Origin of the sequence: Kribbella sp. NBC_00482 (assembly GCF_036013725.1) — a bacterium.
Taxonomy (GTDB): domain Bacteria; phylum Actinomycetota; class Actinomycetes; order Propionibacteriales; family Kribbellaceae; genus Kribbella.
This window is the reverse complement of sequence record NZ_CP107881.1, coordinates 8,222,219-8,247,879: the sequence shown is the minus strand read 5'-3', so window position 1 is coordinate 8,247,879 and position 25,661 is coordinate 8,222,219. Positions and strand designations below refer to the sequence as shown.

The following is a 25,661-nucleotide window of genomic DNA, read 5'->3' as shown; positions in this document are numbered from 1 at the left end:
GCGGCTGGATGGCCGACACATGGGAACAGATTTTCGTCGCGACGCGGATACTTCTCGCATCGGACCGAGGTCGTATGCATCGCAACGATCTCTGGCAGCGAGTTGTGGAGCAGGCGCCGTCGGATGGCGACCCCGCTCGTATGGACGCTCGTGGTCGACCGCAGGGCTTTGTTTCGTGGTCATACGCCGTCGCAGATCTGTCGAAGGCAGAATGGTTGCTCACGATCGGCGGTGAGTGGATCCTCACCCGTGACGGGTACAGGGACCTTCCTGAGATCGGCAACGCCCTGGAACTCAGACAAAGGGCATCCGTGTACGCCGACCAGTACCGCGAGCTGGTGGCGCGGACGTCGGACATCGAGCAACTGCCCAGCGACACCGTCGTCCCGGCGAAGGATGACCTGCTCGTTCGGGAAACCGGATCTGAGCTGATTCGCCGAGGACTGACAGGTGAGCCCTCGCCCTTTGGAGCGAGCATCGCCTCCTGGCTGCCGGAGGTCGCCGACGAGCTTCATGCGGCTTATAACCTCCAGGCTGATGTCTCGTCGGATACCTTCATGGCAAAGCTCGCGAGGCAACTCAAGGGGACCTCGGACAACTGTCTCGTCCTGACTGCAGAGTTGCTCACGATCCATGCCTTGCCGCTGTCGAACCTGAAGAGCGACACCAAGGTGGATCGCGTTGCGAAGATCCTGTCTTGGATGGATCGGCCGGTGGCCTTGCCGCGGGCGGTCCGGGCGGCGTTCGCGCAGTCGACCTGGAACGGCGGTCAGGGGACGAACACCTTGATCTGGCGCTCGCTCGCGCACAGCGTGGACGCCATCAGGGCCTGGTGGATGCTTACCTCTGAGCGACGTGCGGCCGCGCTGGCCGATCCCTGGGCCTTTCGCGACTTTCTAGCGGAGCTGGACGTCATGCCCTCGATGCGCGAGGCCTGGCAGTACTTGATGTATCCGCAGTACTTCCTGCCGATCATCAGCATCCCCGACAAGACGCAGATCGTGCGGACGTTTGCTGACCGGATCCCGAGCGATGCCTCAGACCTGCACCGACACCTCTTCGACATCACGGTCGCGCTGCAGAACGAGGCCGGGCGGCCCGTCAACTACTACCTCAGTCCCTTCGAAGAGCAGTGGAACACGAAGGGTTCATCAGGCACCGGCCAAGGTCGTGCCTGGCTCGTTCGACCACCGGCACAGTCGCCGCACCTGGGTGGGGAGTGGCTTGCGGACGACTACGTCTCGCTGGACGCGGACTACCTCGACGAACTTTCGCTGCAGGCTAGTGAGGCGGACCTTCGCCAGTTGGTCGAGCGCAATTATCAGCATGAGGACTACGTCCGACGCCTTGCACTCGCGAACGAATTCAATAGCTTCGTCAACAGGATCAAGGTGGGCGATGTTGTAGCTACTGGAGCCTTGTCGCGGCTGGCTGTCGGAACTGTCACCTCTGAGGCCAAGCTCGACCGTAGCAACAGGCGGCTCGTCCGCACTGTGGATTGGGTGAACGAGCTGCAAGAACTGGACGATACGTCAGCTGAGCTCGTAGCGGATCTCGAGCAGCAGGGGCGCGTGGTCGACGTGACCAGATCGATGCCGGCCCTCGGCGCGATGATCCCAGCTACTGCTGAGGAACCTGTTGACATCGGTGCGGCGACGCCCGGCGACGAAGCCACGCTGAAGAACGCCACACTGGATCTGGCCGAGGAACTGCATCTGGACACGGACTGGCTGCAGGAGCTGATCGATCTGCTGGAGGATCGGAAGCAGATCATCTTGTACGGGCCGCCCGGGACCGGGAAGACCTACGTGGCGCAACACTTGGCACGGTTTCTGACCCGCCCAGGCGCCGTGAAGCTTGTACAGTTCCATCCCTCCTACGCCTACGAGGATTTCGTCGAAGGATTCCGCCCGCTGGCGTCTGCCTCGAACCAAGTCGGTTTCCAGCTTGTGGCGGGACCTCTACGGCGTATTGCCGCGCAGGCCAACGAGGAGCCGGGCGAGCCGTTCTTCCTGATCATCGACGAGATCAATCGAGCGAACCTCGCGAAGGTCTTCGGTGAGCTGTACTTCCTCCTCGAGTACCGCGATTCGGCCATCGATCTGCAGTACTCACCAGGAGAACCGTTCAGCCTGCCGCGCAACCTGTTCGTGATCGGCACGATGAACACGGCAGACCGCAGCATCGCTCTCGTGGACGCGGCGATCCGTCGACGATTCGCCTTCGTGGAGATGCATCCGGACATCGAGCCAGTGAGGTCCCTGTTGCCGCGATGGCTGGCCGCTCGGGACGAGCCCGACGACGGCAGGACGGAACTGCTTGCTGCGCTGAACGCGGCCATCCACCCGGAGGACCACGATCTCAAGATCGGTCCGTCGTACCTGATGAAGCAGGATCTCAACCACGCTGACGGCCTCGAGCGGGTCTGGACGCACTCGATCTTGCCGCTGCTCGAGGAGCACTACTACGGCCGTTATGACAGACGCGAGGTGCACGAACGGTTCGGTCTGCCGGCCCTGCGACGGCAGACCGAACCCGCCTCTGAGGCTGACGCTCTGTGACCGCGATGGCGCGTATTCAGTTGGATGAGCTGGATGGCAGAGGCGTGAGCTGCATATTGGAGCCGGACGTTGCCGCTGCACTCGTCAAGTCGGGCCTTGTCAATTTGCGGTCGGAGGGCAACAGCACGTGGCGCGCGCTGCCTCGCGGCAAGGTTGGATGTGTGTCCTTTCGCGGGATCGATGTCACGGTGACTTCGAAGGCAACCCCGGCTTCGCTGTTGTTCTATCTGGCATACGCGAAGGATCCCGGCTTTCGGGTCGGCAACGTGGCGGCGGAGGCCGGCGATGACCTGTGGGCCGCCTTTGCCGAGACCTTGATCCGGACCGCTGAGCTGGCGTTGCGCGATGGCGTGCTGCAGAGCTACCTGACGGTGGACGATTCGATCTGCGTCATCCGTGGCCGAATCCGTGTATCCGACCAAGTGACGCGCAGGCACGGGGCCCCCGCACCCGTCGAGGTTCGATACGACGACTACACAGTTGACATCGCCGAGAATCAGATACTTCGTGCTGCGATCCGACGCATGCTCGGCGTACCAAGATTGTCCAACAGCGCTCGACGGCGCCTCGCTCATCTGGATGGCAAGCTCGCAGGCGTTACGCCCGTGTCGGCCCAGCGACTTCCCGCTTGGGTCAAGAGCCGGCTGAACCGTCGATACCAGCCGGCGTTGCGGATCGCCGAGCTGGTCCTAGGAGACCAGTCGACAGTGTCGAAGGGCGGTGGTGCTGTCCTTGCGGGCTTTGTGGTCAACATGGCGACTGTGTTTGAGAACTTCGTGGTCGTTGCGATCAGAGAGGCCTTCAGAGGGCTAGGCACAACGTCTGCAAAGTTCGGTGTGCATCTCGCCGACGGCGAACGGATCCCTATGGAGCCTGACGTCGTTCACCTGAGGAACGACGTTCCGGTTGCTGTGTTCGACGCGAAGTACAAGCTCGCGAGGAAGAGCGGTAGATATCCGAACGCGGACATCTACCAGATGCTCGCGTATTGCACAGCCTTGCAGCTCCGTCAGGGTTGGCTGATCTACGCGGTTGGCGGGGCCGATACGGCGGCAATCCGCGTCAAGAACGGCGGTATCGAGATTCACCAATATGCCGTTGACCTGCGCTTGAAGCCCGCGGAGGTCCTGGAACGAATCGAGCACATCGTCAGGAGTTCGGTGGCACATCTTCCCGCTGCGTCCTGAGAGTCACCGAGGTGCCGAGGCCGGCGTTGCGGGCTTGGATTATGGCGGTGGATCGGTCGGCGGTGCCTAGTTTGGTGAAGATGGTGGAGACGTTGTTGGCGACGGTCTTCGGGGCAAGGTCGAGGCGGGTGGCGATCGCGGGGTTGGAGAGGCCGGCGGCCAGCAGGTCGAGGATCTCGCGTTCGCGGGTGGTGAGTTCGGGGAACGGGTCGGCCGGTGGTGGGGCGGCGAAGAACGTGAGGACGCGGCGGGCTACGCCGGGGCCGAAGATGGCTTCGCCGGCGGCTACGGCTCGGATGGCGCGGGCGATTTCCTCTTGTTCGGCGCCTTTGACGAGGTAGCCGCGGGCGCCGGCGCGCATGGCGGCGAAGACCGAGTCGTCGTCTTCGAACATGGTGAGTACGAGGACGGCGACCTCGGGTGCGGCGCGGGCTAGTTCGCGGGTGGCGGCGAAGCCGTCGAGGTCGGGCATTTGGAGGTCGAGTACGGCGACGTCGGGGCGGGTTGTGACTACCTCGCGGATCGCTTCTCGGCCGGTTGAGGCGACGCCGACTACCTCGATGCCGGGCAGGGAGCTGAGCAGTGCCTCCAGCCCGGCTCGCACCACCGGATGGTCGTCGGCCAGCACTACCCGGATCACCGCACCTCCAGCAAAGAATCGAGGGCGGTTTGGAGGAGGGGGAAGTGGGCTTGGACCTGGCCGCCGGTGGGGGTTGGGCCGGCTTGGAAGGTGCCGCCTAGTTCGGCGGCGCGTTCTTGCATGGCTTGGAGGCCGACGCCGCGGTGCCAGGGGCCGGTGGGTGGACCGTCGTCGGTGATCTCGATCTCCAGTTCGTTTCCGCACCGCAGCGTCAGTACGGCGGAGGTTGCCCGCGCGTGCCGTACGACGTTTGTCAGCGCCTCGGTCGCGATCCGGTACGCCGCAACCTCCAACGCGGCAGGCAACGTCGGCAACCCGGAGGCCGAGATCACGACGCGGATCGCCGTACCGTCGGCGCGGATCGACATCTGATCCGCGCGCTGTTGCAAGGCTCCCAGTAGGCCGAGTTCGTCCAGGGCCGGAGGGCGCAGGTCGTCGACCAGGCGCCGTACGTCGGCAATCGCGGAGCGGGTGTCTGCGCGCAAACGCGCGAGCAGTTCGACGGCTCGCGAGGCGTCGGCGGAGAGGGCCTTGTCGGTGGTGATGAGGTTGGCGGCCGCGTCCGCGGAGAACGCGACGCCCGTAAGCGTCGGGCCCAGACCGTCGTGCAGGTCCCGCCGGATCCGCCGGCGTTCCTCCTCCCGCGCGGACACGAGCTTCTCGCGCGACGACTGCAACTCCGCCGACAATCGCGTCGCGTGAACTGCCACCGCCAGCGGTACGGCGACCAGCCCGAGCACACTCCGATCGGCCGACGACAACCCCGATTCGCCCGACCGCACCCCGACCTCGAGCGTCCCCACCACTTCACCGCCGTACGACAACTCCAGAGGTACGACGGAACCGGCCGCGAGACCATGGCCGTCGGCGATGAGGCGGCCGTCGACGGTTAGTGCGGCGTACGGCAGGCGTAGGGCGGAGCGGATTGCTGCGACTACGCCTGGAAGGCCGGCGGACAACTGCTCGCCGACCCGGGACGCGACCCGGGCGGGATCGTGCCGATCGCCGTACAGCGCTCGGTCGACCAGCACCTGGAGGCGGGGTAGTACGGGCGCGATGATCAGCGCCACGAACACCGTTACCGCGGCCGATCGGCCGACCTGTGAGGCGATCAGTGAGTCGAGTAGCGCGACCAACGCCGCATAGCTGCCGATCGCAACCAGTGACAGCAACGCCCACGTCAATGCACGCGAGACGACCAGTCGAATATCCAGCAGCTGATAGCGGACGATCGCGACAGCGACCGCGATCGGGATCAGCGGAATCGCCAGCAGGACAAGGATCGGCGTGCCGGCGACGAAGGCCCACGGTGTGACGAAGAGCAGCGCGATCACCGATGCCAAGAGCAACCAGAGCAGTTGCCGGCGGCCCACTTCATCGGCGCGCCGGTAGCGGATGGCGAGACAGATCAGAGCCAGCAGGATCGCGACAAGGTTGCGCACCTCGGTCGCCGTCCACAGCGGTTGCAGAGCGTCGGGGTCGGGCAGGGCGATAAGGCCGCGAGGAAGATCGGGCGAGACCGGCTCGCCGCTCCCGGCCATCTCCAGCACGAAGAGCGGCGCGGTAGCGATGATCCCGATCGCGGCCCATCGCCAGCGCGGAGACAGCAACCGGCCGTCCGGAAACAGCAGCAGCGCGAGCGGCAGGAACAGTCCGATCGACCACGGCCACGCCGCCACCGAGACGGTGACGAGCACCCGCTGGGCGAGTTCGCCGTGCACCAGATATGCGAGGGCGTCGGCGAACGGTGTCGTGGCGTGCCCGATCCCGTCCGCGAGGAACAGCCAGCCGATCGGGTTGGCCGGCCGGTGCCAGGCGATCACCGCGCCGCACAGGCCGAAGGTGAGGCCCATCAGGCCGTTCGTCACGAGGAAGCTGTCGACCAGTTCAGCCCAGCCCCAGCCCGCGGACAGGGCGTAGACGACAGCGAAAGTCACCTCGGCGATCACCAGACCGGCCAGCGCGCCGGCCAGGCCGCGGCGGTTCACGGAGGTTGTCATACCGGCAGTGTGCGCCCGGAAGGTTCCCGGCGTCTCGGGAACGCGATCCCGGATCGAGCGGGGAATCGCCCGCACGGGTGGGATCCGGCGCCCAGGCGGACAGTACGGCGCACGGGTGACGGTGGTGCCCAACATCGAAACAAGGGGGTAAGGAGATGTACAGATTCGGGCTGGTACTGCTCGGGTTGCTGGCGCTGATGGACGTGGCGACGCCACTCCTCACCGACGGGGACCACCCGCCGATGAGTATCGCGATCGGGGCCGCGGTGGTCGGGCTGATCAGCCTGGTGCTGGTCGGGTTCGCTTGGCGCGGGAAGCGGTGGGCGCTGGCGCCGCTGATCACGCTGCGGTTGGCTTCGGCGCTGCTCGCCGTACCGGCGTTCTTCGCGTCCGACGTACCGGCGGCCGCGGTGGCCGCGGCTGGATTCGGAGTCGCTGCGACCGTCGTCGGCGTGATCGCCGTACTGCTGCCGAAGCGCGAGTTGGTAGGTGCGCGATGACAGAGACGATCAGCCGTACGACGTCCCGCGCGGACATCCGGCCCGCGTGGCGATGGCTGGCGGCGCTGATTCTGCCGATCGGGCCGGCGGCGGTCGCGCTGCTGCGGTTCCTGTTGCCGTACGACACGACGGACAGCGCCTCGACGATCACCAGCAAGATCGTCGGTGAGCTCGATCGCGGCTCGGTCGTGCTCTGGCTGGGGTACCTCGCGTTCGTCACGCTGGTGCCGGGCGTGTACTTCGTCGGCCGGCTGACGCGCCGCAGTACGCCGTGGCTGACCGGGATCGCGGTCTGCCTGATGGTTCCTGGCTATCTGTCGTTGCCGACGACGGCGTCGAGCGACGTGTTCGCCTGGTCGGCGGGCACTGCCGGTCTCGACCAGGCGTCGATCACGAAGGTCGTCGACGTCACGCACGGGTCGGTGGACGTGGCCGCGACGGTGTTCGTGGTCGGCCACGTATTCGGCACCATCCTGCTCGGGATCGCGATGTGGCGCTCCGGGGTCGGTGGCCGGTGGGCCGCGGTGGCCGTCGCGATCTCGCAGCCGCTGCACCTGATCTCGGTCATCATCAGCAGTCACCCGTTGGACCTGATCGGGTGGGGACTGCAGGCGGTGGGGTTCGCTGCGGTGGGGTGGGCGATCCTCCGGATGCCGAACGACGAATGGCAGCCACTGCCGTGAAGCGTTCCCGGGCCCGTCGAACCGGACGGGCCCGGGAACGCGGGTTCAAACCCTGAAGAATAATCGCACGGAATGCAGGACTACCGTTGCGTATCGTGAATTGGTCGCGTTTCTCCCAGCCTCGTGGCAGCATTCTCGGATTGGGGGATGGGGATTATGTCGCGAGCGAGACGGGCAATACCTCAGGAGCATCGCGCGGTGTGGGTGGCGGTCGGGATCGTCGCCGCGCTGGCTGCGGCCGCGTGGGTGGCGATCGCACAGGCCGGCTCCGGGAGCGGGTCCGCGGATCCCTCGGCGCAGATAGCCACGCACTCGACCCATCTGACAACCCCGACGCTCAGTACGCCGCCTGCGACCGAGCGCAACGTGGTGAATCCGGGCGCGGCCGCCTGCGTCAAGGAAATCCAGGCGGCCGAAGCTGTTGTGCTCGTCGCAGCTGCTGCCACTGAGCATTGGCGTGAACACGTACAGGCACGGACCGATTTGCTGGCCGGTAAGAATTCCGAGGAACAGACAAAGGCAATCTGGAAGCGCACCCGGCTGCTCGGTCCCGGGGATAAAGCCGCGGTGAATTCAGCCGTTGCCAAGCGTGCGGCAACGAAGGGCGGCTGCAACGACGTACCGGGCAAGGCGGCCGCGTTCTGCAAGCAGCGGCTCGCCGCCCTTGACGCCGCGGGCACGGCGGGCAGGGCTGCCGCCGGGGACTGGGCGGCCCATTTGCAGGCGATGACCGAGCACGCGGCGGGGGACTTCGGCGCCGAGCACGCGCAGGATCTCTGGGTCGCCGCCTGGACCGCCGCGCCACGGAATCTCGACGCGGCCGCCCGCGCCACTGCGGCCCTCGCGGACGCGCCGGCCTGCAAACCCGCCTGACGCGGCGCCTTCCCGATCAGACCCCGTGCTGCTTGAGGAAGCTGACTGTCCGCGCCATCGACGTCGGCCAGGCCGGACCGAACGCATGCTCCTCGCCGGGGTAAGTGAACAGCGTCGCGTCCTTCCCGGCCGTCTTGAGAGCGCCGAGGGTCTCGCGGGACCAGGCGATCGGGCAGGTCGAGTCCGACTCGCCGTGGTGGATCAGCACCGGCTCGGTGACGCGGCCGAAGAAGTTCACCGCGGACAGGTTCCGCCAGAACGTCGGGTTCGTTGCCGGTTCGCCGTACTTGCGCAGGATCTGGGCCGCGATCGGCCGGTCCGGTCGCGTCCAGCGGTTGAAGTTGTCGGCCGCGTCCGAGCTGACCGGCGCGAAGACGACAGCGGCCTTCACGAGACCGGGCTTCGTCACGAGCACGTTGTAGGTGATTCCGCCTCCCATCGAGCGCCCGAGCAGTGCGATCCGCGACGGGTCGACGTACTGCGACGTGCGGAGTGCGAGGACGGCGTTGACGACGTCCTCGGTGTAGCCGAGTCGCAGATTGACCTCGGAGCTCGGGTCCTTCGAGGACTCCGCGTGGTTGCGGTAGTCGGTGTGCAGGACGACGTACCCGCGGCGGGCGAGGTAGTCCTGCTCACGCATCAGTCCGCGGCCGTTCGTGTAGACGGCCGGGTCGATGTAGCCGTGGTTCAGGACGAGCGCTGGATGCGGTCCCGGTGTGGACGGGACGTTCAGGATCCCCGAGATCGTCAGCGTCCCACTGCGGTAGGTGACGTGATAGCGCGTGTACGCCGGGTTGCGGGCGAGTACTCGGCCGAGTCGGAGGGCGCCGCCGTTGTACTTCTTCGCCGTCAACGCCTGCAGCGACACCGGATGTGGGGCGGGCGAAGGCGGGGCGGTTGTGGGTTGGGCGGTCGGGGGCGGCGACGTGGTGGGAGGAGTGGCGGACGGCGTCGGGGAGGTCGCGCTCGATGCCGGCGCAGGGGGTGCCGCGTCGTCGTTGGTGCAGGCGATCGCGGCCGTCGTCATCAACGCGACGACTCCCGCCCACGCCATCCGCCGGCTCATACCGCCAAGTCTGCCGTCGCCTCCGGAGAAACCCGCGAAAGTTCCGGCAACGATTGGCGACGGGGCCACTGCACGATCAGTACGGCGGACAGTACGAGCGCACCGCCCAGCCACTGCACGGCGCTCAGGTGCTCGCCGAAGACCAGCGCCGCCGCAGCGACCGTCACGACCGGCTCGAAGATCGACAGGATCGAGGCGACCGACGGACCGACCCGAGCCATCCCGGCAAAGAAGAACAGGATGGCCGCGACGGTGCTGATCAGCGCGACGGCCGCCAGCCACAGCCAGCCGATCGGGGCGAACGTCAGATCCGTTCCGCGGAAGAGTCCGAGGACCAGGAACGTGCCGAACGCTCCCGTGCACACCAGTGCCGTCAGCGCGAGCGGCTGTACGTCGGCGGTCAGCGAATCGCCGACCAGGATGTAGCAGGTGTAGACGATTGGTGCCCCCAACGCCAGCAGGACGCCGAGCCAGTCGAACCGCCCTGTCATCGCCCCGCTGAGCACCAACCCGATCCCGACCAGCGCGACCGCGAGGGCCCCGATCCGCCGGCGCGACGCACGTTCGCGGCGCAGCGCGATCGCCCCGACCATCACGAGGACCGGATAGAGGTACAGCAGCAGCGCGACCAGTGATGCGTCGATGCGGGCCAGCGCGGAGAAGTACAGGCCGGACTGCGCGGCGTACCCGAAGACGCCCATGCCGAGTCCGGTGAGGACGGCCCGGCGGGGCAGGTTGCGGAGTGCACCGCGGGCGAGCGCGAGGACCAGCAGGAGCGCGCCGGCCAGGCCGAAGCGGACCAGGAGTAGCGCGTCCACCGACACGCCCGCGTCGTACGCGAGCTTGCCGAAGACGGCCATGACCCCGAAGGTGGCGGCGGAAAGAAGGCAGAAGAGGCGTCCCACGTCATCGATGGTCAGGGGAGCGGACTGTTCACGTCCATCACGGCTTCACGGACAGCATTGTGAAGCTAAGCTGAACGAATGATGGATCTGCACCGCCTGCGGTTGCTGCGTGAGGTCCACGGCCGTGGCACCGTCCACGGCGCGGCCCGGGCGCTCGGCTATTCGCCCAGCGCGATCTCGCAGCAGTTGGCCGTTCTGGAGCGCGAGACCGGGACCCGATTACTGGAGCGGGTCGGTCGCAACGTGCGGCTGACTGCCGCGGGCGAGGTGCTGGTGCGGCACGCCACGGCGCTGCTCGAGGGAGTCGAGGCGGCGGAGGCCGAGCTGGCTGCGGTGGCGGCGGGCCGGGTTGCGGGGTTGGTCCGGATCGCGTCGTTCCAGTCCGCCTTCATCCGCGTCGTCGCTCCGGCGATCCGTAGTCTCGCGGAGACCCATCCCGACATCCGCGTCGAGGCCGCAGAGCTCGAGGTCGAGCAGGCAGCGCCCGCGCTCCGGCTGCAGCAGTTGGACGTCATGGTCGGCGACGAGTACGACGGCCAGCCGCGCGCCGTACACACCGATCTGCGTCGGGAGCACCTACTTCGCGAGCAGATCCGCGTCATTCTCCCCGAGGATCATCCCGAGGCCGCTGCCGATCGCGTGCCGCTCAGCCAGCTCGCCGACATGCCCTGGGCCGCCTGTCAGCCCAACACCGGTCATCGCGAGATGCACGTCCGCGTCTGCCGCGAGCTCGGCGGGTTCGAACCCGATATCCGTTACAGCTCCGACGATTTCCTCATCCTGCTCGAACTCGTCCGTACGACGGGCGCGGGCGCGCTGCTCCCGGATCTCGTCATCGGCGCCGGCGCTCCGGGTGTCGCCGTACGGCTGCCGGCCGAAGGGGACGTCGGGCGGGCGGTGTTCCTGCTGACCCGCCGTACGCGAACTCCCGCGGTCGCGGCAGTCGCCGATGCTCTGGCCATGGCGGCCACCGATCAAACGAGGTCGTGACGCAGTAGCACGGTCCGGTTGTCGAAGGACCGGGTCTCCGCCAGCCGGAGCGTACGCCGTCCGGTCGGCTGGTGGACCGGCTTGCCGCCGCCGAGCACCACCGGGTGCACGATCACGTGGTACTCGTCGAGCAGCCCGAGCTCGGTCAACGCCGCCGCGACGGTCGAGCTCCCGGTCAGCAGGATGTCCTTGCCCGGCTCCTCCTTGATCGCCGCGAGATCCTTGGCGGCGCGGACGATCCGGGTGTTCCACTCGGCGCTCTCCAACGTCGTCGAGAGCACGACCTTCGGCGTACGGCGCCAGACCGGAGCGAACTCGATCGCGTGCTCGTCGGGGTTCATCGCCTCGGCGTTCGGCCAGTACGACGACATCATTTCCCAGACCGTCCGCCCGTACAGGAACAGGTCGGCGCGCTCGGTCAGCGCCATCGAGTACGCGCCCAGTTCCGGGCCGAGCACCGGCCAGTCGAACTCGCCGTTCGGTCCCTCGATGAACCCGTCCAGCGACTGGTGCACGTAGTACATGATCTTCCGCATGATGTCCTCCGGGTGATGGCTGCTTGTGCCTCCTGGTCGGAGCCCGTCGCCCGGCTTTGACATCGGTTCAGGAAATCCACCGCAGGCTGTCGAGGGTGCCCGTCGTCGGCGAGCTGGACATGCCCGACCGGTATTTCGTCGCTGAGGACTGACATCAGCTCTTGCCAGTCGTGCATTCTTGTCTAACAATCTGAGGACTCCCGACGACGCCGGAGGTGCGATGCACACCGAGCACGAGAACCGAGTAGCCGACTCCGATCCGGACTGGCCGTTGGCGGCGACCCGCTGGGCCCAGATCACCTTGGCCGAGGACGATCCCGCGCACTTCGACGCCGACTTCTGGCTGCGGCTGATGCGTGACAGCAAGGCCAACGCGACCTGCATCAGCGCGGGCGGGTACGTCGCCTACTACCCGACGCAACTCGAGTACCACTACCGGAGCAAGTTCCTCGGCGACACCGACCCGTTCGGAACGCTCGTCGACGGCGCCCGCAGCCTCGGCATGAGTGTGATGGCCCGGGTCGACCCGCACGCGATCCACGCCGACGCCGCCGCAGCGCACCCCGAATGGCTGGCCCGCGACCGGGACGGCAACCCGATCGAGCACTGGGCGTACCCGGGTATCTGGCTGACGTGCGCGTTCACGCCGTACCACCGGGACTTCGTCACGGAGGTGATTCGCGAGATCGTCCGCGAGTACGGCGTGGACGCGGTCTTCGCCAATCGGTGGGAGGGGTACTACGGGATCTCGTACAGCGAAGGCGCCCGCAGGTCGTTCCGGGACGAGACCGGTCTGGAGTTGCCGGCCGAGGAAGACGGCGAGGGTTGGCCGGAGTACGTCGCTTGGCGGCGCCGGCGGCTCGGAGACCTGGTCGGCGTCTGGGACCAAGCGGTCCGCGACCTCCGCCCGCACGCCCGCTTCGTGCCGAACATGGGGGCGCTCGCGGCGCGTGACCTGGCCCGTGATCTGGCCGAGCCGGTCGCGCCGCTGTTCATCATCGACAAACAGGGCCGGCACGGGATCGAGGCGCCGTGGGCGGCCGGCCGGAACGGGAAGCGCAATCGAGGAGTGTTCCCGGACCGTCCGGTCCGGCTCATCACGTCCGTCGGCCCCGAGCACAAGTACCGCTGGAAGGATTCGGTCGCGCCGCCGGAGGAGACGAAGACCTGGATCGTCGACGGGTTCGCGCACGGCGCGCTGCCGTGGTTCACGAAGTTCAACGCGAGCGTGCCGGACCAGCGGTGGGTGCAGCCGGTCGTCGAGGCGTTCAACCTGCACGCGTCCGTCGAACCGGTGCTCAAGGATCTGCGGATCACTGCCGAGGTCGCGCTGCTCGACCCGACCCGGACCGGCCAGTTGCGAGCCGGCGACAACGACCACGAGGACGGCTTCTACCAGGCGCTCGTCGAGGCCCGCGTGCCGTTCGAGTTCGTCTCCGACCAGGCGATGACGGTCGAGCGGCTGGGCGGGTTCAAGGTCGTCGTCCTCGCGAACGCCGAGCAACTCAGCGACGACCAGTGCGCGACGCTGCGGTCGTACGTCGAGGGCGGCGGATCGCTCGTAGCGGCGTACCAGAGCTCGCTGTACGACGAGAACGGGAACCAGCGGACCGACTTCGGGCTGGGGTACGTCCTCGGCGTCCGGCTGACCGAGGCGAGCCGGCCGGTGCAGAACAACTACATCGCGTTGACGGACCCGCATCCGTTGAACAGCGGCTTCGAGGGTACGACGCGGATCATTGGCGGCACCCACATCATCGGAGTCGAGTCGGACGCGGTGACTCCGTTCCGGTTCATCCCGGACTTCCCGGACCTGCCGATGGAGGAGGTCTACCAGCGAGAGGCTCCGGACAAGCCCGCCGTGATCTGCACCGAGAACGCTCAGGGCGGCCGGACGGTCTACTTCCCGTTCGACCTCGGAGCGATCTTCTGGGAGGCGTTGCAGTCCGATCATGGCCGGCTGATCGCGAACGCGGTCTCCTGGGCGCTCGGCACGACGCCCGAGGTGACGGTCGACGGCGCAGGGCTGGTGGACATCGCGGTCCATCGGGGCGAGCACGAGGTCGCCGTTGCGTTGGTCAACCTCACGAATCCGATGGCGATGCGCGGGGCGATCCGCGAGACGCTCCCGTTGCCGCCGCAGACCGTGTCGATCGCAGTACCGACGGACAACCTCAACGCCCGCCTCCTGGTCGCGGGGGTCGACGTCGAGCCGGTGATCCGCGACGGGCGGGCCGAGATCGTGATTCCGACCGCCGGGCTGCTCGAGGTCGTGCACGTCGATTGGAGCCAGGCATGAGGATCGGGTTCGTCGGGCTCGGGGTGATGGGCCACTCCGCGCTCTACAGGACGTTGCAGTCATGAGGCTCTGGTGGCAGGACCCGTTCCGGATGTTCCAGACCAACCTGCGCGAGATCGACGCCGGGCTGGACGTCGAGTCGGTGCTGGACTATCTGGAGGACTTCGGCGCGGACACCTGGTTGCTGAGCGTCGGCGGAATCCTGTCGAACTACCCGACCGATCTGGAGTTCCAGACCCGCAACCCGTACCTGGCGGAGCGGCCGTCCGGCGACTTGGTCGGCGACGCGGTGAAGGCGGCGGCGCGGCGCGGCATCCGCGTGATGGGGCGGATGGACTTCTCCAAGATCGACCACCGGCGGGCGGAGGCGCATCCGGACTGGTGCTTCGTCGGACCGAGCGGGGCGCGGCAGGTCTACAACGGGCTGACGAGTGTGTGCCCGAGTGGTGACTACTACCAGGTGAAGTTGTTCGAAGTCCTCGACGAGGTGCTCGATCGGTATCCGCTGGACGGATTCTTCTGCAACTGGATGTCGTTCAACGAGGTCGACTACAGCCGCGTCTACCACGGGGTCTGCCACTGCGTGGCTTGTCAGGAGCGGTACGACGGTGTGCTGCCGGACGACCGTGACTCGTCCGGGTACGCGGACTGGCAACGGTTCTCGAAGGAAGTGCTGGCGGATCTCACCGGGAGGATCCGGGATCACCTGGCGGCCCGCCGTCCGGAGGCGCCGTTGGTCCTCGGTGATCAGGCGGACATCGTCTTTCACGAGGCGAACAACGCGGTCGGCCGGCGGTTGTGGCATCACCGGACCAGCGAGAGCGTGAGCGCGGCGAAGACCTTCCGTCCCACGGTCCCCGTGCTGACCAACTCGGTGGGCTTCGTCGACATGCCGTACCGGATGGCAGGCGAAGATCCGCAGCACTTCGCGCAGTACCTGGTGCAGGCGATCGCCCGCGGCGCCAACCCGTCGACGTACATCATGGGAACGCCCGCCACCACGCCGTACGCCTGCCTGGAGGTAGCAGGGCAGCTGACGCGGTTCCACCGCGATCAGGTCGATGTCTATCGCGACCTGGTGCCGGCCGCGCAGACGCTACTGGTCAGACCAGCGCACTCCCGGGCCGAGTTCGAAGGTCTCTACCTCTCGCTCCTGCAGCGCCATGTGCCGTTCGACGTGCTGCCGGAAGAGCGGCTCGGCGAGGCGGACCTGAGCCGCTATCGAACGGTCGTGCTGCCGGATGTCGGACCAGTGGACCTAGGTGCCTACGCCGGCCGAGTAGTCGCCACCGGGAGCACGGCCGTGCCAGGGCTCCCGGTCAGACGGCTGGCCCGGTACGAGACCGAGGCAGCTACCCGCTCCTTGCATCTCGAGGGCGGAGTGCCGGTGTTCGGCGCCTTCGAGGTCGTCGAGGCGCCGTCGGACGCCGAGGTCGGTCTGCGGGCGATGTCGAGAGCGCCGTACGGCCCACCGGAGAAGTGCTACGGACACGTGCCGCTCGACCATCCCGGGATGGTCAAGCGGGGCGACGTGGTGCTGTTCCCGTGGACGATCGGGCAGGCCTACCGGGAGGTGGGGTTGAGCGTTCATCGCGATCTGTTCGTGGATCAGGTGGGCGGAGCGATGGAGACAGACCTGCCGGAGCAGGTCGAGATCGTGCTTGGGCGGTCGGCGGCGGGGTTCGTCGTACACCTGCTGAACAGATCGGGGGACACCGACCAGCGATTCGCTCGACCGGTACGGATCGGGCCTGCCCGGTTGCGGGTGCCGGCCGAGGTGCGCGAGGTGCGGGCGTTGGTCGCGCAGGAGCGTCTGCAGGTGAGCGACGGGTGGGTGCAGGTGCCGGAGATCGGGTTGTTCGACGTACTCGTCTGTGAGTGAGGAGAACGAGATGGATCGGCGAGGATTTCTCAAGGTGTCACTGGGCACGGGGCTCGCGGCGACCGCGATCGCCGGCTGCGGCGGGAGCGGCGGCGGACCGTCGGGCGGTGGCGGCGACGTCACGCTGCGGTACGCGTGGTGGGGCAACAACATCCGTCAGCAGAACTACACCAAGGCCCTGAAGCAGTTCAGTACGGCGAACCCGTCGATCACGATCGAGCCGGAGTTCGCCGACTACACCGCCTTCCAGGAACGGATGACGACGCAGATCGCGGCCCGCGACGTACCGGACATCTTCTGGATCGCGTCACCGCAGGTGATGACGTACCACAAGAGCAAGCTGTACCGGAAGCTCGACGACATCCCCACGCTGAAATGGGACGACTACAGCAAGGAAGATCTCGAGACCTTCAAGCTCGACGGGCAGCTCAACACCTTGCCGTTCGGGATCTTCACACCGGTGATCCGCTACAACGAGACAGTCGCGAAGGCCGACGGCGTGACCGTTCCGTCCGAGGGGCCGGGCTGGACCTGGGACAGCCTGGCCGAGCTGCTCGTTGCCTACAGCAAGAACAATCCCGGGAAGCGCAAAGGTACGCCGTACGCACCCGACCACGACCTCACCTTCGAGGCCTGGCTGCGGCAGCGGGGTGAGCAGCTGTGGACCCAGGACGGTCAGGTCGGGTTCACGGTGGACGGTCTGGGTAGCTGGCTCGACTGGTGGGAGAAGCTGCGCAAGGCGGGCGGTGCGTTGTCACTGAGCGAGCAGGAGGGGATGGGCCCGGACTGGGCTCAGGTGGGGAAGAAGGTCCTGGTGAACTTCGGCAACTCCAACCACATCATCGACGACGCGAAGATGTTCCCGACGGAGAAGTTCCGGCTGCGGGCGGCCCCGATCGCCGCGGGCGCGCCGGCCGGGCACAAGTACCTCTACTTCCCCCGGATGGCGATCTACCAGCGGATCGACGACGACAACCTCGAGGCGGCCGGCCAGGTACTCGACTACAACGTCAACAACGCCGAGATGCTGAAGACGGTCCGGCTGACCATGGGCGCGCCGACGAACCCGAAGGTCGCCGAGCAGGCCGCGGCGTTCGCGAGCCCGGACGAGAAGGAGATGCTCGCGGTGGTCGCGAAGGAACGGGCGGCCGAGCGGAAGCCGCGGTACGAGGCGCCACCCGGGTCGAGCACCTGGCGGACCACGATGGCCCGGATCTGCGAGGAGATCGCGCTGGGCCGGACGGCGGTGCCGGCCGGCGCGAAGAAGCTGGTCGACGAGATCGGCGCCGGGATCAAGCGGGCCGCATGACGTCCCGCTCCAGGTTCTACCTCAATCGCCAGGGGCGGGCGGCCCACGTCTTCCTGATCCCCTGGCAGTTGGGGTTCCTGCTCATCACCGCGGTGCCGTTGCTCGCGTCGCTGTATCTGGCGTTCACGAACTACGACATCCTCAATCCGCCGGAGTGGACCGGGCTGGAGAACTTCCAGCGGATGATCCACGACGACCAGTTCTGGGCCTCGGTCCGCGTGACTCTGGTCTACGTCCTGGTGTCGGTGCCGCTGCAGCTCGCCTTCGCTTTGCTGCTTGCGCTGATCCTCGACCGCGGCCTGAGCGGACTGGCGTTCTACCGCAGCGCGTTCTATCTGCCGTCATTGCTGGGGTCCTCGGTGGCGATCGCGATCCTGTGGCGGGAGATCTTCGGTGACGACGGGCTGATCAACAAAGGGCTGGCGTTGATCGGGATCCACGGCGAGAGCTGGCTGCAGAACCCGCGGACCGCGCTGGCGACGCTGATCGTGCTGAACGTGTGGACCTTCGGGTCGCCGATGGTGATCTTCCTGGCCGGTCTACGGCAGATTCCGGACGAGCTGTACGAGGCGGCTCGCGTCGACGGCGCAGGGCTCGTCAAGCAGTTCCGTCACGTGACGGTGCCGCTGCTGACGCCGATCATCTTCTTCAACCTGATCCTGCAGACGATCGGCGCGTTCCAGACCTTCACCCAGGCGCACATCGTCAGCGGCGGCACCGGCGGCCCGGCGAACTCGACATTGTTCTACACGCTGTACGTGTACCAGCAGGGATTCGTCGCCTTCGACATGGGCTACGCGTCCGCGCTCGCCTGGGTGCTGATGGTCGCGATCGCCGTGGTGACGGCGTTGCATTTCCTGGTCTCGAAGTACTGGGTCTTCTACGGAGACAGCTGATGCGGGGCTCTGTGCTGAAACACGCCGGTCTGCTCGTGTTCGTGGCGTTCATGATCTATCCACTGGTGTGGATGGTGGTGAGCGCGTTCAAACCACCGGAGCAGATCCTGACCGAGCCGGGCATCATCCCGTCCGGCTTGACGTTCGAGAACTTCAAGGAGGGCTGGCACGCGCTGAACCGGCCGTTCTCGGCGTTCTTCGTGAACTCGCTGGTGGTGACGATCGCGTCGATCGCGGGCAACCTGTTCTCCTGCTCGCTGACGGCGTACGCGCTGGCCCGGCTGCGGTTCCGGATGCGGAAGGTGTACTTCGCGATCACGCTCGCCTCGGTGATGCTGCCGTTCCACGTGCTCGTCATTCCGCAGTACATCTTCTTCTCGCAGCTCGGCCTGGTGAACACCTACTGGCCGCTGCTGATCCCGAAGTTCCTGGCCACCGACGCGTTCTTCGTCTTCCTGATGGTCCAGTTCATCCGGACGCTGCCGCGCGAGCTCGACCGGGCGGCCTGGATCGACGGCGCCGGCCCGTTCCTGACCTTCTGGTACGTCGTGCTGCCGCTGATGCGACCGGCTCTGGTGACGACCACGATCTTCACCTTCATCTGGACCTGGAACGATTTCTTCGTACCGTTGATCTACCTGACCAGGACGAGTGCGTTCACCGTGCCGGTGGCGCTGAACTCGATGGTCGACTCCGAGACCCAGAGTGGGGTGGGCATGCTGTTCGCGATGTCGTTGCTGTCGCTGGTGCCGATCCTGATCTTCTTCGCCGTGGCCCAGAAGTACCTGATCCGCGGTATCGCGACGACGGGACTGAAGTGATGATCGTTGTAGTGGGCAAGGAATCGCCGGCGTACGTCGAGGCGGCCGGGGAGGTGCCGGTGCGCTTCGTCGACTCGCTGGACGACGCCTCGGACGTCTTCGGCGAGATGGAGGCGGTGGTCGGTCGCGTGCCGCCGGAGGTGCTGGTGAAGGCGCCGCGGCTGCGCTGGGTGCACAGCCCGTCGGCCGGGGTCGACGCCGACCTCACGCCGGAGATGCTCGCGTCGCCGATCGTCCTCACCTCGAGCGCCGGCAACGGCGGGATCTCGCTCGCCGAGCACTCGATCCTGCTGATGCTGATGTTGAGCCGCGACGTACCGCGATGGATGCGCGCGCAGGCCGAGCACCGCTGGGACCATTATCGCCACGGCGAGCTGGCCGGCCGGACCGTGGGCATCTACGGTCTCGGCAACTCCGGCCTCGATCTCGCTGCGAAGGCGAAGGCTTTCCACCTGCGGGTTCTCGGCGTACGGCGGCGTCCGGGGGAGCCGTCGCCGAACGTCGACGTACTGTGCGATCTCGATCAGTTGCTCGCCGAGTCGGACTTCGTCGTGGTGACGGCGCCGCGGACGCCCTCGACGCTCGGCGTCTTCGGGCGGGACGCGTTCGCGCGGATGAAGCCGACGGCGCACTTCATCTGCATCTCGCGCGGCGGGATCGCCGACGACGAGGCGCTGCTGGAGGCGTTGCGGACCGGGCAGATCGCGGGCGCCGGCCTGGACGCGCACGGGGTGGAACCGCTGCCGCCGGACAGCCCGTTCTGGTCGTTGCCCAACGTCGTCGTCACGCCGCACAACGGTGCCACCAGCGACGGCACCGTCCGGCGGCACCAGGAGATCGTCGCGGACAACATCCGCCGTTTCGCCGGCGGTGAGCCGTTGCGGAACGTGGTGGACAAGGCCGCGGGTTACTAGGCCAGTACACTTGCCAGACCAGTTTCGTCGGAGGGGGTGCTGTGGGTACCGAAGTGCGTCTTGAGCTCGGGCCGTCCTCGCTGACCGACGCGCTCTACGAGTCGATCCGCAAGCGGATCGTGAACGGCGAGATCCCGCCGGGGGAGAAACTCACCGAGGTCCGGCTCGCCACCGAGTACAACGTGGCCCGGCCGACCGCGAAGGCGGCGCTCGAGCGGCTGACGGCGCTCGGCCTGTTGCGGCGCACCGCACACAAGACAGCGGTCGTTCCGGTGCTCGACGAGGCCGAGATCCGGGACCTGTTCTTCAGCCGGATCACGATCGAGAAGGCGGCGGTGTCCACGCTGGCCGCGACCGGCCAGGTGCCGGCCGACGCCGCCCGGGCCCAGGTCGCGATCGAGTACGCCGCGCGGGACCGGCTGTTTGAGAACCAGGTCGAGGCGGACATCGCGTTCCACACGGCGCTGGTGGCCGCGGTCGGCAGCCGTCGGCTGGCCCGGATGCACCAGCTGATCATCGGCGAGGTGCAGCTGACCATGGGCCAGTACCAGGCGCATCGCAAGGCCGCGCCGACCACGGTCGCCGAAGAGCACGCGGCGATCCTCGAGGCGATCCAGCAGGGTGCCCCGGCGGCCGCCGCCGATCACCTGGCCCACCACCTCGAGCAGGCCCAGGGCCGCTTGCTCAGCACGCTGTCTGGGGATTGACGAAAACGGTCCTGCTTGGGAGGGTCGGGGAGAGAACGGGTGGGTCTGGGGGAGGGCCGGCCGCCCGTCGGGGTTGGGGCGCTCTCTGGGGTGAAGTTTCGCGCTGCGCTCGACGGCGACGACCGGTCTGCGCGGTGTGCGTGGTGTGTTCTGCGCGCGCCGCTCTGCGACAGGCGACAGTGGTTCGGGGAGCGGACAATGATCGACGATTTGAGAGAACGCACGCGCGGACAGGTCTTCACGGCGGGCGACGAGGGGTACGACGAGGCGCGCAAGGTCAACAACGCGATGCACGACAAGCGGCCCGAGGTGATCGTCCGGTGTGAGAACGCCGGTGACGTGATGGCGGCGATCGACTACGCGCGCACGAACGAGCTGGAGATCGCGGTCCGCGGTGGCGGACACAGTGTGCCTGGGTTCGGCACGGTCGACGACGGTCTCGTCATCGATCTGAGCGGGATGCGCAACGTCCGGGTCGACCCGGTGAACCGGACGGCACGGGCCGGCGGCGGCGCGACGTGGGGCGACTTCAACGCGGCAACGCACGCGTTCGGGCTGGCCACCACCGGCGGGATCATCTCGACCACCGGCGTCGGCGGACTGACCCTCGGCGGCGGGATCGGGTACCTGGACCGGGGCCTCGGGCTGTCCTGCGACAACCTGGTGTCGGCCGACGTGGTGACCGCGGACGGGCAGTTCCTGATCGCGAGCGAGAAGGAGAACGAAGACCTGTTCTGGGCGTTGCGCGGCGGTGGCGGCAACTTCGGCGTGGTGACCGCGCTCGAGTTCCGGCTGGCGCCGGTGTCGACGATCTACGGCGGCCCGATGTTGTTCGAGATGTCCGACGCGGTCGCCGTACTGTCGGGCTTCCGGGAACTGATCAAGGACGCGCCCGAGCAGCTCGGCGGGTTCCCGGCGTTCCAGATCGCGCCGCCGTTGCCGTTCATCCCGGAGAACCGGCACGGCGAGCCGTTCGCGCTGATCGTCGGCTGCTGGGCCGGCGACCTCGACGAGGGCGAGACGCAGATCTCGAAGTTCCGCGAGTTCGCGCCGGTGATGGCCGAGCACGTCGGGCCGATGCCGTACCCGGCGCTGAACAGCGCGTTCGACGCGCTCGTGCCGCCCGGCCTGCAGCACTACTGGAAGGCGAACTTCGTCACCGAGCTGACCGACGAGGCGATCCAGGCGCACGTGCGGCACGCGCCCGGTCTCCCGGCGGTGAACTCGACCGTGCACATCTACCCGATCAACGGCGCCTGCCACCGGGTGACGCCGGACGCGACCGCGTTCGCCTACCGGGAAGCGAACTTCGCGACCGTGATCGCCGGCATGTGGCCGGACCCGGCCGACAACGAGGCCGGGATCGAGTGGGTGCGGTCGTACTACGACGACGTCGCACCGCACTCCGAGGCCGGCGGGTACATCAACTTCATGGCCGGCGACGACCAGAGCCGGATCCGGGACAACTACCGGCAGAACTACGACCGGCTGGCCGAGATCAAGCGCAAGTACGACCCGGACAACGTGTTCCACCTGAACCAGAACATCGCGCCCTAGGCAACGAACGCGGCGGCGGCCGGTACGACGTCGTACCGGCCGCCCGCAGCATCACAGCGTCAGCAGGCGCTGGAAGAACGCGCGGTACCGCTGGAGTGCCGAGCGGAGGTCCTCGGTCGACGGCTCGCCGTTCGACCACTGCTGCTCGAGGTTCTGGTGCTGGCGGTCGAAGCCGTCCGCCAGGTGCTTGAGCACGTCGTCGACGAGCTTGTCGGCCTCGCTGACGGCGTTGCGCGGGTCGTCCACGAATCCTTGCTGGACAACCTCCCAGCGGGCCCGGTAGTCGACGGCCGAATCCGCGGCCACCAACGGCTCGTCCTCCACGCCCATCCGACCGTTCGGCTCGTCCGTCGTCGTGCGGCCGTTCAGGTCATCGGCCTCGGTCGTGCGGCCGTGCAGGTCGTCGGTCGCGGTATGACGGCCGTTCGGGTCGTTCGTCGTACGGGTGTCGTCGAGGCCGCGGTTGCCGCTCAGGTCGGGATCGGTCTCGAGGTCGTCGTTGTCCAGCATGCGGTCGTCGTCCAGGGGGACGTCGCGACGGTCGGGCGTGGTCATGCTTGCTCCTTGGTGTTCGTCGGGCGGGAGGCGTTCTCGCTGTCGTCCAGCAGGGCGTCGACCAGTTGGCGGTACGCCGTGACCGCGTGCCGCAGGTCCTCGGTATCGGCGTCGCCGCGTGCCTGCGCGATCGCGATCCGGTGCGCCTCGCGGTAGTGCATCGCGACGCCGGGGTGCTCGACCGACACGTCGTCGGCCCGTTGGTCGAACTCGTCGACGGGGTAGCCGGATTCGCGCATCATCCGCAGGACCAGCCGGTCCGCGTCCGCGACCGCTCCGGCAGGACGGTCGACGAAGCTCTGTTGCACTTCGGCCCATTCGGCACGGTAGGTCCGGGCGGATTCACGGCTCAACGGCGTGATGTCCAGCCGCGACACCCGGCGTTCCCGCCCCCGCAGTTCCCGCTCGGCGCTGCGACGATCGCCCGACTCCTCAACGGTGCGTTCGTACTCCGGGCCGAACCGCTGCTGCAGTTCGCCCGAGCGTCTGCGCTGGTACAGGTAGAACAACGCCGCTGCCGCGAGCAGCACCACGACGATGATCACGATGGTCAGGACGGTACCCATCAGAACTCCAGTCCGATTGCACGTGTGGATCCGCGATCAGCAGCGGCCGATCGCGTGAATCCCTGGCAGACGGTCCCCAGCGCCGCCTCGATCCCCCATGGCCCCGACCGGTACCCACGGCTTACGCGAACAAGCCTCCGGCCGGCCACCCTGCTGCGGGTGACCGGCCGGATGCACTCAGGCCTTCGGTGTGGGTCAGCCGGCGTCGTGGCCGGTGTTGTCGAGCCAGTGCTTGGCGAGGTCGATGTCGCCGGTGACAGTGATGCCGGTCGCCTCGCGGTCGGCGAGCGAACGTCGGCGGGTCAAGGTCAGCAGCAACGACTGCGCCGGTCCGCTCACCGTCACATCGGCCTGCTGGGTTTCGGGCCGCCACGTCGCCCCTTCAGGGCGCCGTTCGATGAACCAAGCACCCGTGTCGGTGGCGAGCCACTGGAGGGTCTGCCCGGTGCCGCGGATGGCCTGGGCGGACTCGGCCCGTTGCATCTCCCACGTGGGGGAGGTGAGCATCTTGAGGTGGTTGCTGATGAGCGCGGCGGCGACGTCGGCCTCGATCTCGGCCGGCCGGTTCGCGGCATTGGCTGCGTCGACGCCGTGGACGACCGACTCGTTGAGGGAGCTGGTCATCCAGAACTGCGCCCCGGAGCGCTCGTCGCCCGCGGCGTTGAACACCGGCGCGTCGAATGCGTCGTCGGAGAACGCATCCGCGACTCGCTGCGCGGCCTCCGACAGCCACGTCTCCCACTCGCCGGGGTCGGCGGGGAGTACGGCCATCTCCGTCGGCAGCTGTGTCGGGTCGGTGATACGCCGCTCGATGATCTCCGCGACCCAGTGATGGGTCTGGCCCACGTGCTCGACAAGGTCGGCGACGGTCCACTTCGGGGCTGTCGGCACGGCGGCGTCAGGGCCGGCAGCGGCGGCCGACTCCGCCAGTTGTCGGGTGTGTTCGACGATCGCTCGCCGGGCATGTTCCGCGTTCAGCTCGGTCATGGGATTCGTTCTCCGATGGGTTCGTGGTGCGGCCGGTACGTCGTCGACGTACCGGCCGCAGGTGGGTCAGGACTTCGGTGCGAGCTTGTGGACGACGATGCCGGACTTGAAGGTCGTCGTACCGAGCAGCTCGAGGTGCGTGATGTCGATGCCGCTGCCCTGGAACATCGTTGCGCCCTCGGCGACCACCGGGAAGATCCAGAAGTGGTACTCGTCGACGAGCTTGTTCTCCAGCAACGCCTTCGAGAACTCCCCGGTGCCGTACTTGATCAGGTCGCCGCCGTCGGACTCCTTGAGCTTGCGGACGGCGTCGGCCACGTCGCCCTCGAGCGGCTGCGCGTTCCACTTCCACTCGGTGACCGTGCGGGAGGCGACCCATTTCGGCATCGCGTTGAAGGTGTCGGCGACCGGGTCGCCGGCCCGTGACAGCCAGGCGTCCGCGAAGCCCTCGTAGGTGAGGCGGCCGAGCACCTGTCCCTCGACGCCCTCCATCAGCGACTGGTTGTAGGCCATGTGCTCGTCGTCCCAGTACGGCGGGCTCCAGTTCTGCGGCTCGTCGATGACGCCGTTCAGGGTGACGAACGTGGATTCGATCAGCTTCCTCATGGGTCTTTTCCTCTCAGGGTTGGTACGGACGCCGGTTGCGGGCGTCCTGTAGTGCTTCGGCCCACCAGACGAGCTGGTCGAGCATGAGTTTGGCGTTTGCCTCGTAGCCGGCGGAAGGCCGTGGCCAGCCGCCGTCGGCGGTGAACTGCTCCCAGTAGCAGGGCAGTGCGACAGTGTTGCGAATGGTGACCGCCTGGAGTTCTGTGAAGACCTGCCGCAGTTGTGCGGTGGCGTGGCAGCCGCCGCTCTCCCGGCCGTAGCTGACGATCGCTACCGGCTTGGCGTGCCACTCCTCGTAGTACCAGTCCAGCGCGGTCTTCAGCGTGGCCGGAAAGCTGCAGTTGATCTCCGGCGTGACGACAGCGAACGCATCCGCGGCTGCCAGTCTGTCGCTCAGTACGGCGACCTCCTGCGGTGTCTCGTCGTCCGCGTCGGGCAGCGTGGCCGGCAGGTCCGCAACCGCCAGGTCGACCAGGTCGACCTCGAACTGCTTGGCTGCCTGCTCTGCGAGCCAGTGCGCCACGGTCGGTCCGAACCGGCCGCGCCGGGTGCTGCCGATGATCACTGCCAGTCGCATCTGCGTCCTCCTTCCGTCTGACACAGACTCTGCCGGAAGGGGTT

At 67.4% G+C, this 25,661-nt stretch carries 24 protein-coding genes; 14 read left to right on the top strand and 10 right to left on the bottom strand.

Translation table 11 applies throughout. The features are described from left to right. The first annotated feature begins 8 nt into the window (after nucleotides 1-8). Nucleotides 9-2,561, top strand: a complete 2,553-nt coding sequence (locus OHB24_RS39680) for an McrB family protein (protein ID WP_327636114.1) — start codon at nucleotides 9-11, stop codon at nucleotides 2,559-2,561. 5 nt (nucleotides 2,562-2,566) lie between these two features. Continuing rightward, on the top strand, nucleotides 2,567-3,748 hold the full coding sequence (locus OHB24_RS39675; protein ID WP_327641161.1) for an McrC family protein: 1,182 nt from the start codon (nucleotides 2,567-2,569) through the stop codon (nucleotides 3,746-3,748). Here the strand turns inward: OHB24_RS39675 and OHB24_RS39670 are convergent. Together OHB24_RS39670 and OHB24_RS39665 are read right to left on the bottom strand one after the other, a co-directional pair. Continuing rightward, on the bottom strand, nucleotides 3,711-4,388 hold the full coding sequence (locus tag OHB24_RS39670; RefSeq protein WP_327636113.1) for a response regulator transcription factor: 678 nt from the start codon (nucleotides 4,386-4,388) through the stop codon (nucleotides 3,711-3,713). The genes OHB24_RS39675 and OHB24_RS39670 overlap by 38 nt on opposite strands. Further along, nucleotides 4,385-6,388: a sensor histidine kinase gene (locus tag OHB24_RS39665; protein ID WP_327636112.1), complete on the bottom strand. Its 2,004-nt coding sequence runs from the start codon at nucleotides 6,386-6,388 to the stop codon at nucleotides 4,385-4,387. Before OHB24_RS39665 ends, OHB24_RS39670 begins: the two co-directional genes overlap by 4 nt. Nucleotides 6,389-6,543: 155 nt before the next feature. On the opposite strand from OHB24_RS39665, the gene OHB24_RS39660 reads away from it, so the two are divergent. The 3 genes from OHB24_RS39660 to OHB24_RS39650 all read left to right on the top strand — a co-directional run bounded on the left by OHB24_RS39660 (nucleotide 6,544) and on the right by OHB24_RS39650 (nucleotide 8,444). Beyond that, nucleotides 6,544-6,888, top strand: coding sequence for a hypothetical protein (locus OHB24_RS39660; RefSeq protein WP_327636111.1), 345 nt, complete (start codon nucleotides 6,544-6,546; stop codon nucleotides 6,886-6,888). Continuing rightward, entirely contained in the window at nucleotides 6,885-7,571 is a 687-nt protein-coding gene (locus OHB24_RS39655) for a hypothetical protein (protein ID WP_327636110.1), read from the top strand. Before OHB24_RS39660 ends, OHB24_RS39655 begins: the two co-directional genes overlap by 4 nt. Nucleotides 7,572-7,727: 156 nt before the next feature. Next, entirely contained in the window at nucleotides 7,728-8,444 is a 717-nt protein-coding gene (locus OHB24_RS39650; RefSeq protein ID WP_327636109.1) for a hypothetical protein, read from the top strand. Nucleotides 8,445-8,460: 16 nt separating this feature from the next. Here OHB24_RS39650 and OHB24_RS39645 read toward each other — a convergent pair whose 3' ends face one another. Continuing rightward, complete coding sequence (locus tag OHB24_RS39645; RefSeq protein WP_327636108.1) at nucleotides 8,461-9,510, bottom strand: alpha/beta hydrolase family protein; 1,050 nt, start codon at nucleotides 9,508-9,510, stop codon at nucleotides 8,461-8,463. Next, a complete protein-coding gene (locus tag OHB24_RS39640; protein ID WP_327636106.1) occupies nucleotides 9,507-10,415 on the bottom strand; it encodes a DMT family transporter in 909 nt (302 codons plus the stop codon). Before OHB24_RS39640 ends, OHB24_RS39645 begins: the two co-directional genes overlap by 4 nt. A 78-nt stretch (nucleotides 10,416-10,493) precedes the next feature. Here OHB24_RS39640 and OHB24_RS39635 point away from each other — a divergent pair, with 78 nt between their 5' ends. Continuing rightward, the gene (locus OHB24_RS39635) at nucleotides 10,494-11,405 is read left to right on the top strand and encodes a LysR family transcriptional regulator (RefSeq protein WP_327636105.1); all 912 of its coding nucleotides are present in this window, start codon (nucleotides 10,494-10,496) and stop codon (nucleotides 11,403-11,405) included. Here OHB24_RS39635 and OHB24_RS39630 read toward each other — a convergent pair. Further along, nucleotides 11,390-11,941, bottom strand: a complete 552-nt coding sequence (locus OHB24_RS39630; RefSeq protein ID WP_327636104.1) for a dihydrofolate reductase family protein — start codon at nucleotides 11,939-11,941, stop codon at nucleotides 11,390-11,392. The genes OHB24_RS39635 and OHB24_RS39630 overlap by 16 nt on opposite strands. 220 nt (nucleotides 11,942-12,161) lie before the next feature. Here OHB24_RS39630 and OHB24_RS39625 point away from each other — a divergent pair, with 220 nt between their 5' ends. From OHB24_RS39625 to OHB24_RS39590, 8 genes are all read left to right on the top strand, one after another. Continuing rightward, a complete protein-coding gene (locus tag OHB24_RS39625) occupies nucleotides 12,162-14,240 on the top strand; it encodes an alpha-amylase family protein (protein WP_327636103.1) in 2,079 nt (692 codons plus the stop codon). 61 nt (nucleotides 14,241-14,301) lie between these two features. Continuing rightward, the gene (locus OHB24_RS39620; protein WP_327636102.1) at nucleotides 14,302-16,122 is read left to right on the top strand and encodes an alpha-amylase family protein; all 1,821 of its coding nucleotides are present in this window, start codon (nucleotides 14,302-14,304) and stop codon (nucleotides 16,120-16,122) included. A 10-nt stretch (nucleotides 16,123-16,132) separates the two neighbouring features. Then, entirely contained in the window at nucleotides 16,133-17,431 is a 1,299-nt protein-coding gene (locus OHB24_RS39615; protein ID WP_327636101.1) for an ABC transporter substrate-binding protein, read from the top strand. After that, complete coding sequence (locus OHB24_RS39610; protein ID WP_327636100.1) at nucleotides 17,428-18,327, top strand: carbohydrate ABC transporter permease; 900 nt, start codon at nucleotides 17,428-17,430, stop codon at nucleotides 18,325-18,327. Before OHB24_RS39615 ends, OHB24_RS39610 begins: the two co-directional genes overlap by 4 nt. Continuing rightward, nucleotides 18,327-19,148 carry a carbohydrate ABC transporter permease gene (locus OHB24_RS39605; protein WP_327636099.1) on the top strand — a complete coding sequence of 274 codons (822 nt, stop codon included), beginning with the start codon at nucleotides 18,327-18,329 and terminating at the stop codon, nucleotides 19,146-19,148. The genes OHB24_RS39610 and OHB24_RS39605 overlap by 1 nt, the downstream gene beginning before the upstream one ends. Continuing rightward, on the top strand, nucleotides 19,148-20,062 hold the full coding sequence (locus OHB24_RS39600) for a D-2-hydroxyacid dehydrogenase (RefSeq protein WP_327636098.1): 915 nt from the start codon (nucleotides 19,148-19,150) through the stop codon (nucleotides 20,060-20,062). The genes OHB24_RS39605 and OHB24_RS39600 overlap by 1 nt, the downstream gene beginning before the upstream one ends. Before the next feature lie 41 nt (nucleotides 20,063-20,103). After that, nucleotides 20,104-20,769 (top strand): GntR family transcriptional regulator, encoded by a 666-nt coding sequence (locus OHB24_RS39595; RefSeq protein WP_327636097.1) that lies wholly within the window; start codon nucleotides 20,104-20,106, stop codon nucleotides 20,767-20,769. A gap of 198 nt (nucleotides 20,770-20,967) precedes the next feature. After that, nucleotides 20,968-22,326: an FAD-binding oxidoreductase gene (locus OHB24_RS39590; protein WP_327636095.1), complete on the top strand. Its 1,359-nt coding sequence runs from the start codon at nucleotides 20,968-20,970 to the stop codon at nucleotides 22,324-22,326. A 51-nt stretch (nucleotides 22,327-22,377) separates the two neighbouring features. Here OHB24_RS39590 and OHB24_RS39585 read toward each other — a convergent pair whose 3' ends face one another. The 5 genes from OHB24_RS39585 to OHB24_RS39565 all read right to left on the bottom strand — a co-directional run bounded on the left by OHB24_RS39585 (nucleotide 22,378) and on the right by OHB24_RS39565 (nucleotide 25,617). After that, nucleotides 22,378-22,881 (bottom strand): hypothetical protein, encoded by a 504-nt coding sequence (locus tag OHB24_RS39585; protein WP_327636094.1) that lies wholly within the window; start codon nucleotides 22,879-22,881, stop codon nucleotides 22,378-22,380. Continuing rightward, nucleotides 22,878-23,447, bottom strand: coding sequence for a hypothetical protein (locus OHB24_RS39580; RefSeq protein ID WP_327636093.1), 570 nt, complete (start codon nucleotides 23,445-23,447; stop codon nucleotides 22,878-22,880). Before OHB24_RS39580 ends, OHB24_RS39585 begins: the two co-directional genes overlap by 4 nt. Before the next feature lie 195 nt (nucleotides 23,448-23,642). Then, nucleotides 23,643-24,434 carry a maleylpyruvate isomerase family mycothiol-dependent enzyme gene (locus OHB24_RS39575; protein ID WP_327636092.1) on the bottom strand — a complete coding sequence of 264 codons (792 nt, stop codon included), beginning with the start codon at nucleotides 24,432-24,434 and terminating at the stop codon, nucleotides 23,643-23,645. Nucleotides 24,435-24,500: 66 nt separating this feature from the next. Continuing rightward, nucleotides 24,501-25,040, bottom strand: a complete 540-nt coding sequence (locus OHB24_RS39570; RefSeq protein WP_327636091.1) for a dihydrofolate reductase family protein — start codon at nucleotides 25,038-25,040, stop codon at nucleotides 24,501-24,503. A gap of 13 nt (nucleotides 25,041-25,053) precedes the next feature. Beyond that, nucleotides 25,054-25,617 (bottom strand): NADPH-dependent FMN reductase, encoded by a 564-nt coding sequence (locus tag OHB24_RS39565; protein WP_327636089.1) that lies wholly within the window; start codon nucleotides 25,615-25,617, stop codon nucleotides 25,054-25,056. Between the last annotated feature and the right edge of the window lie 44 nt (nucleotides 25,618-25,661).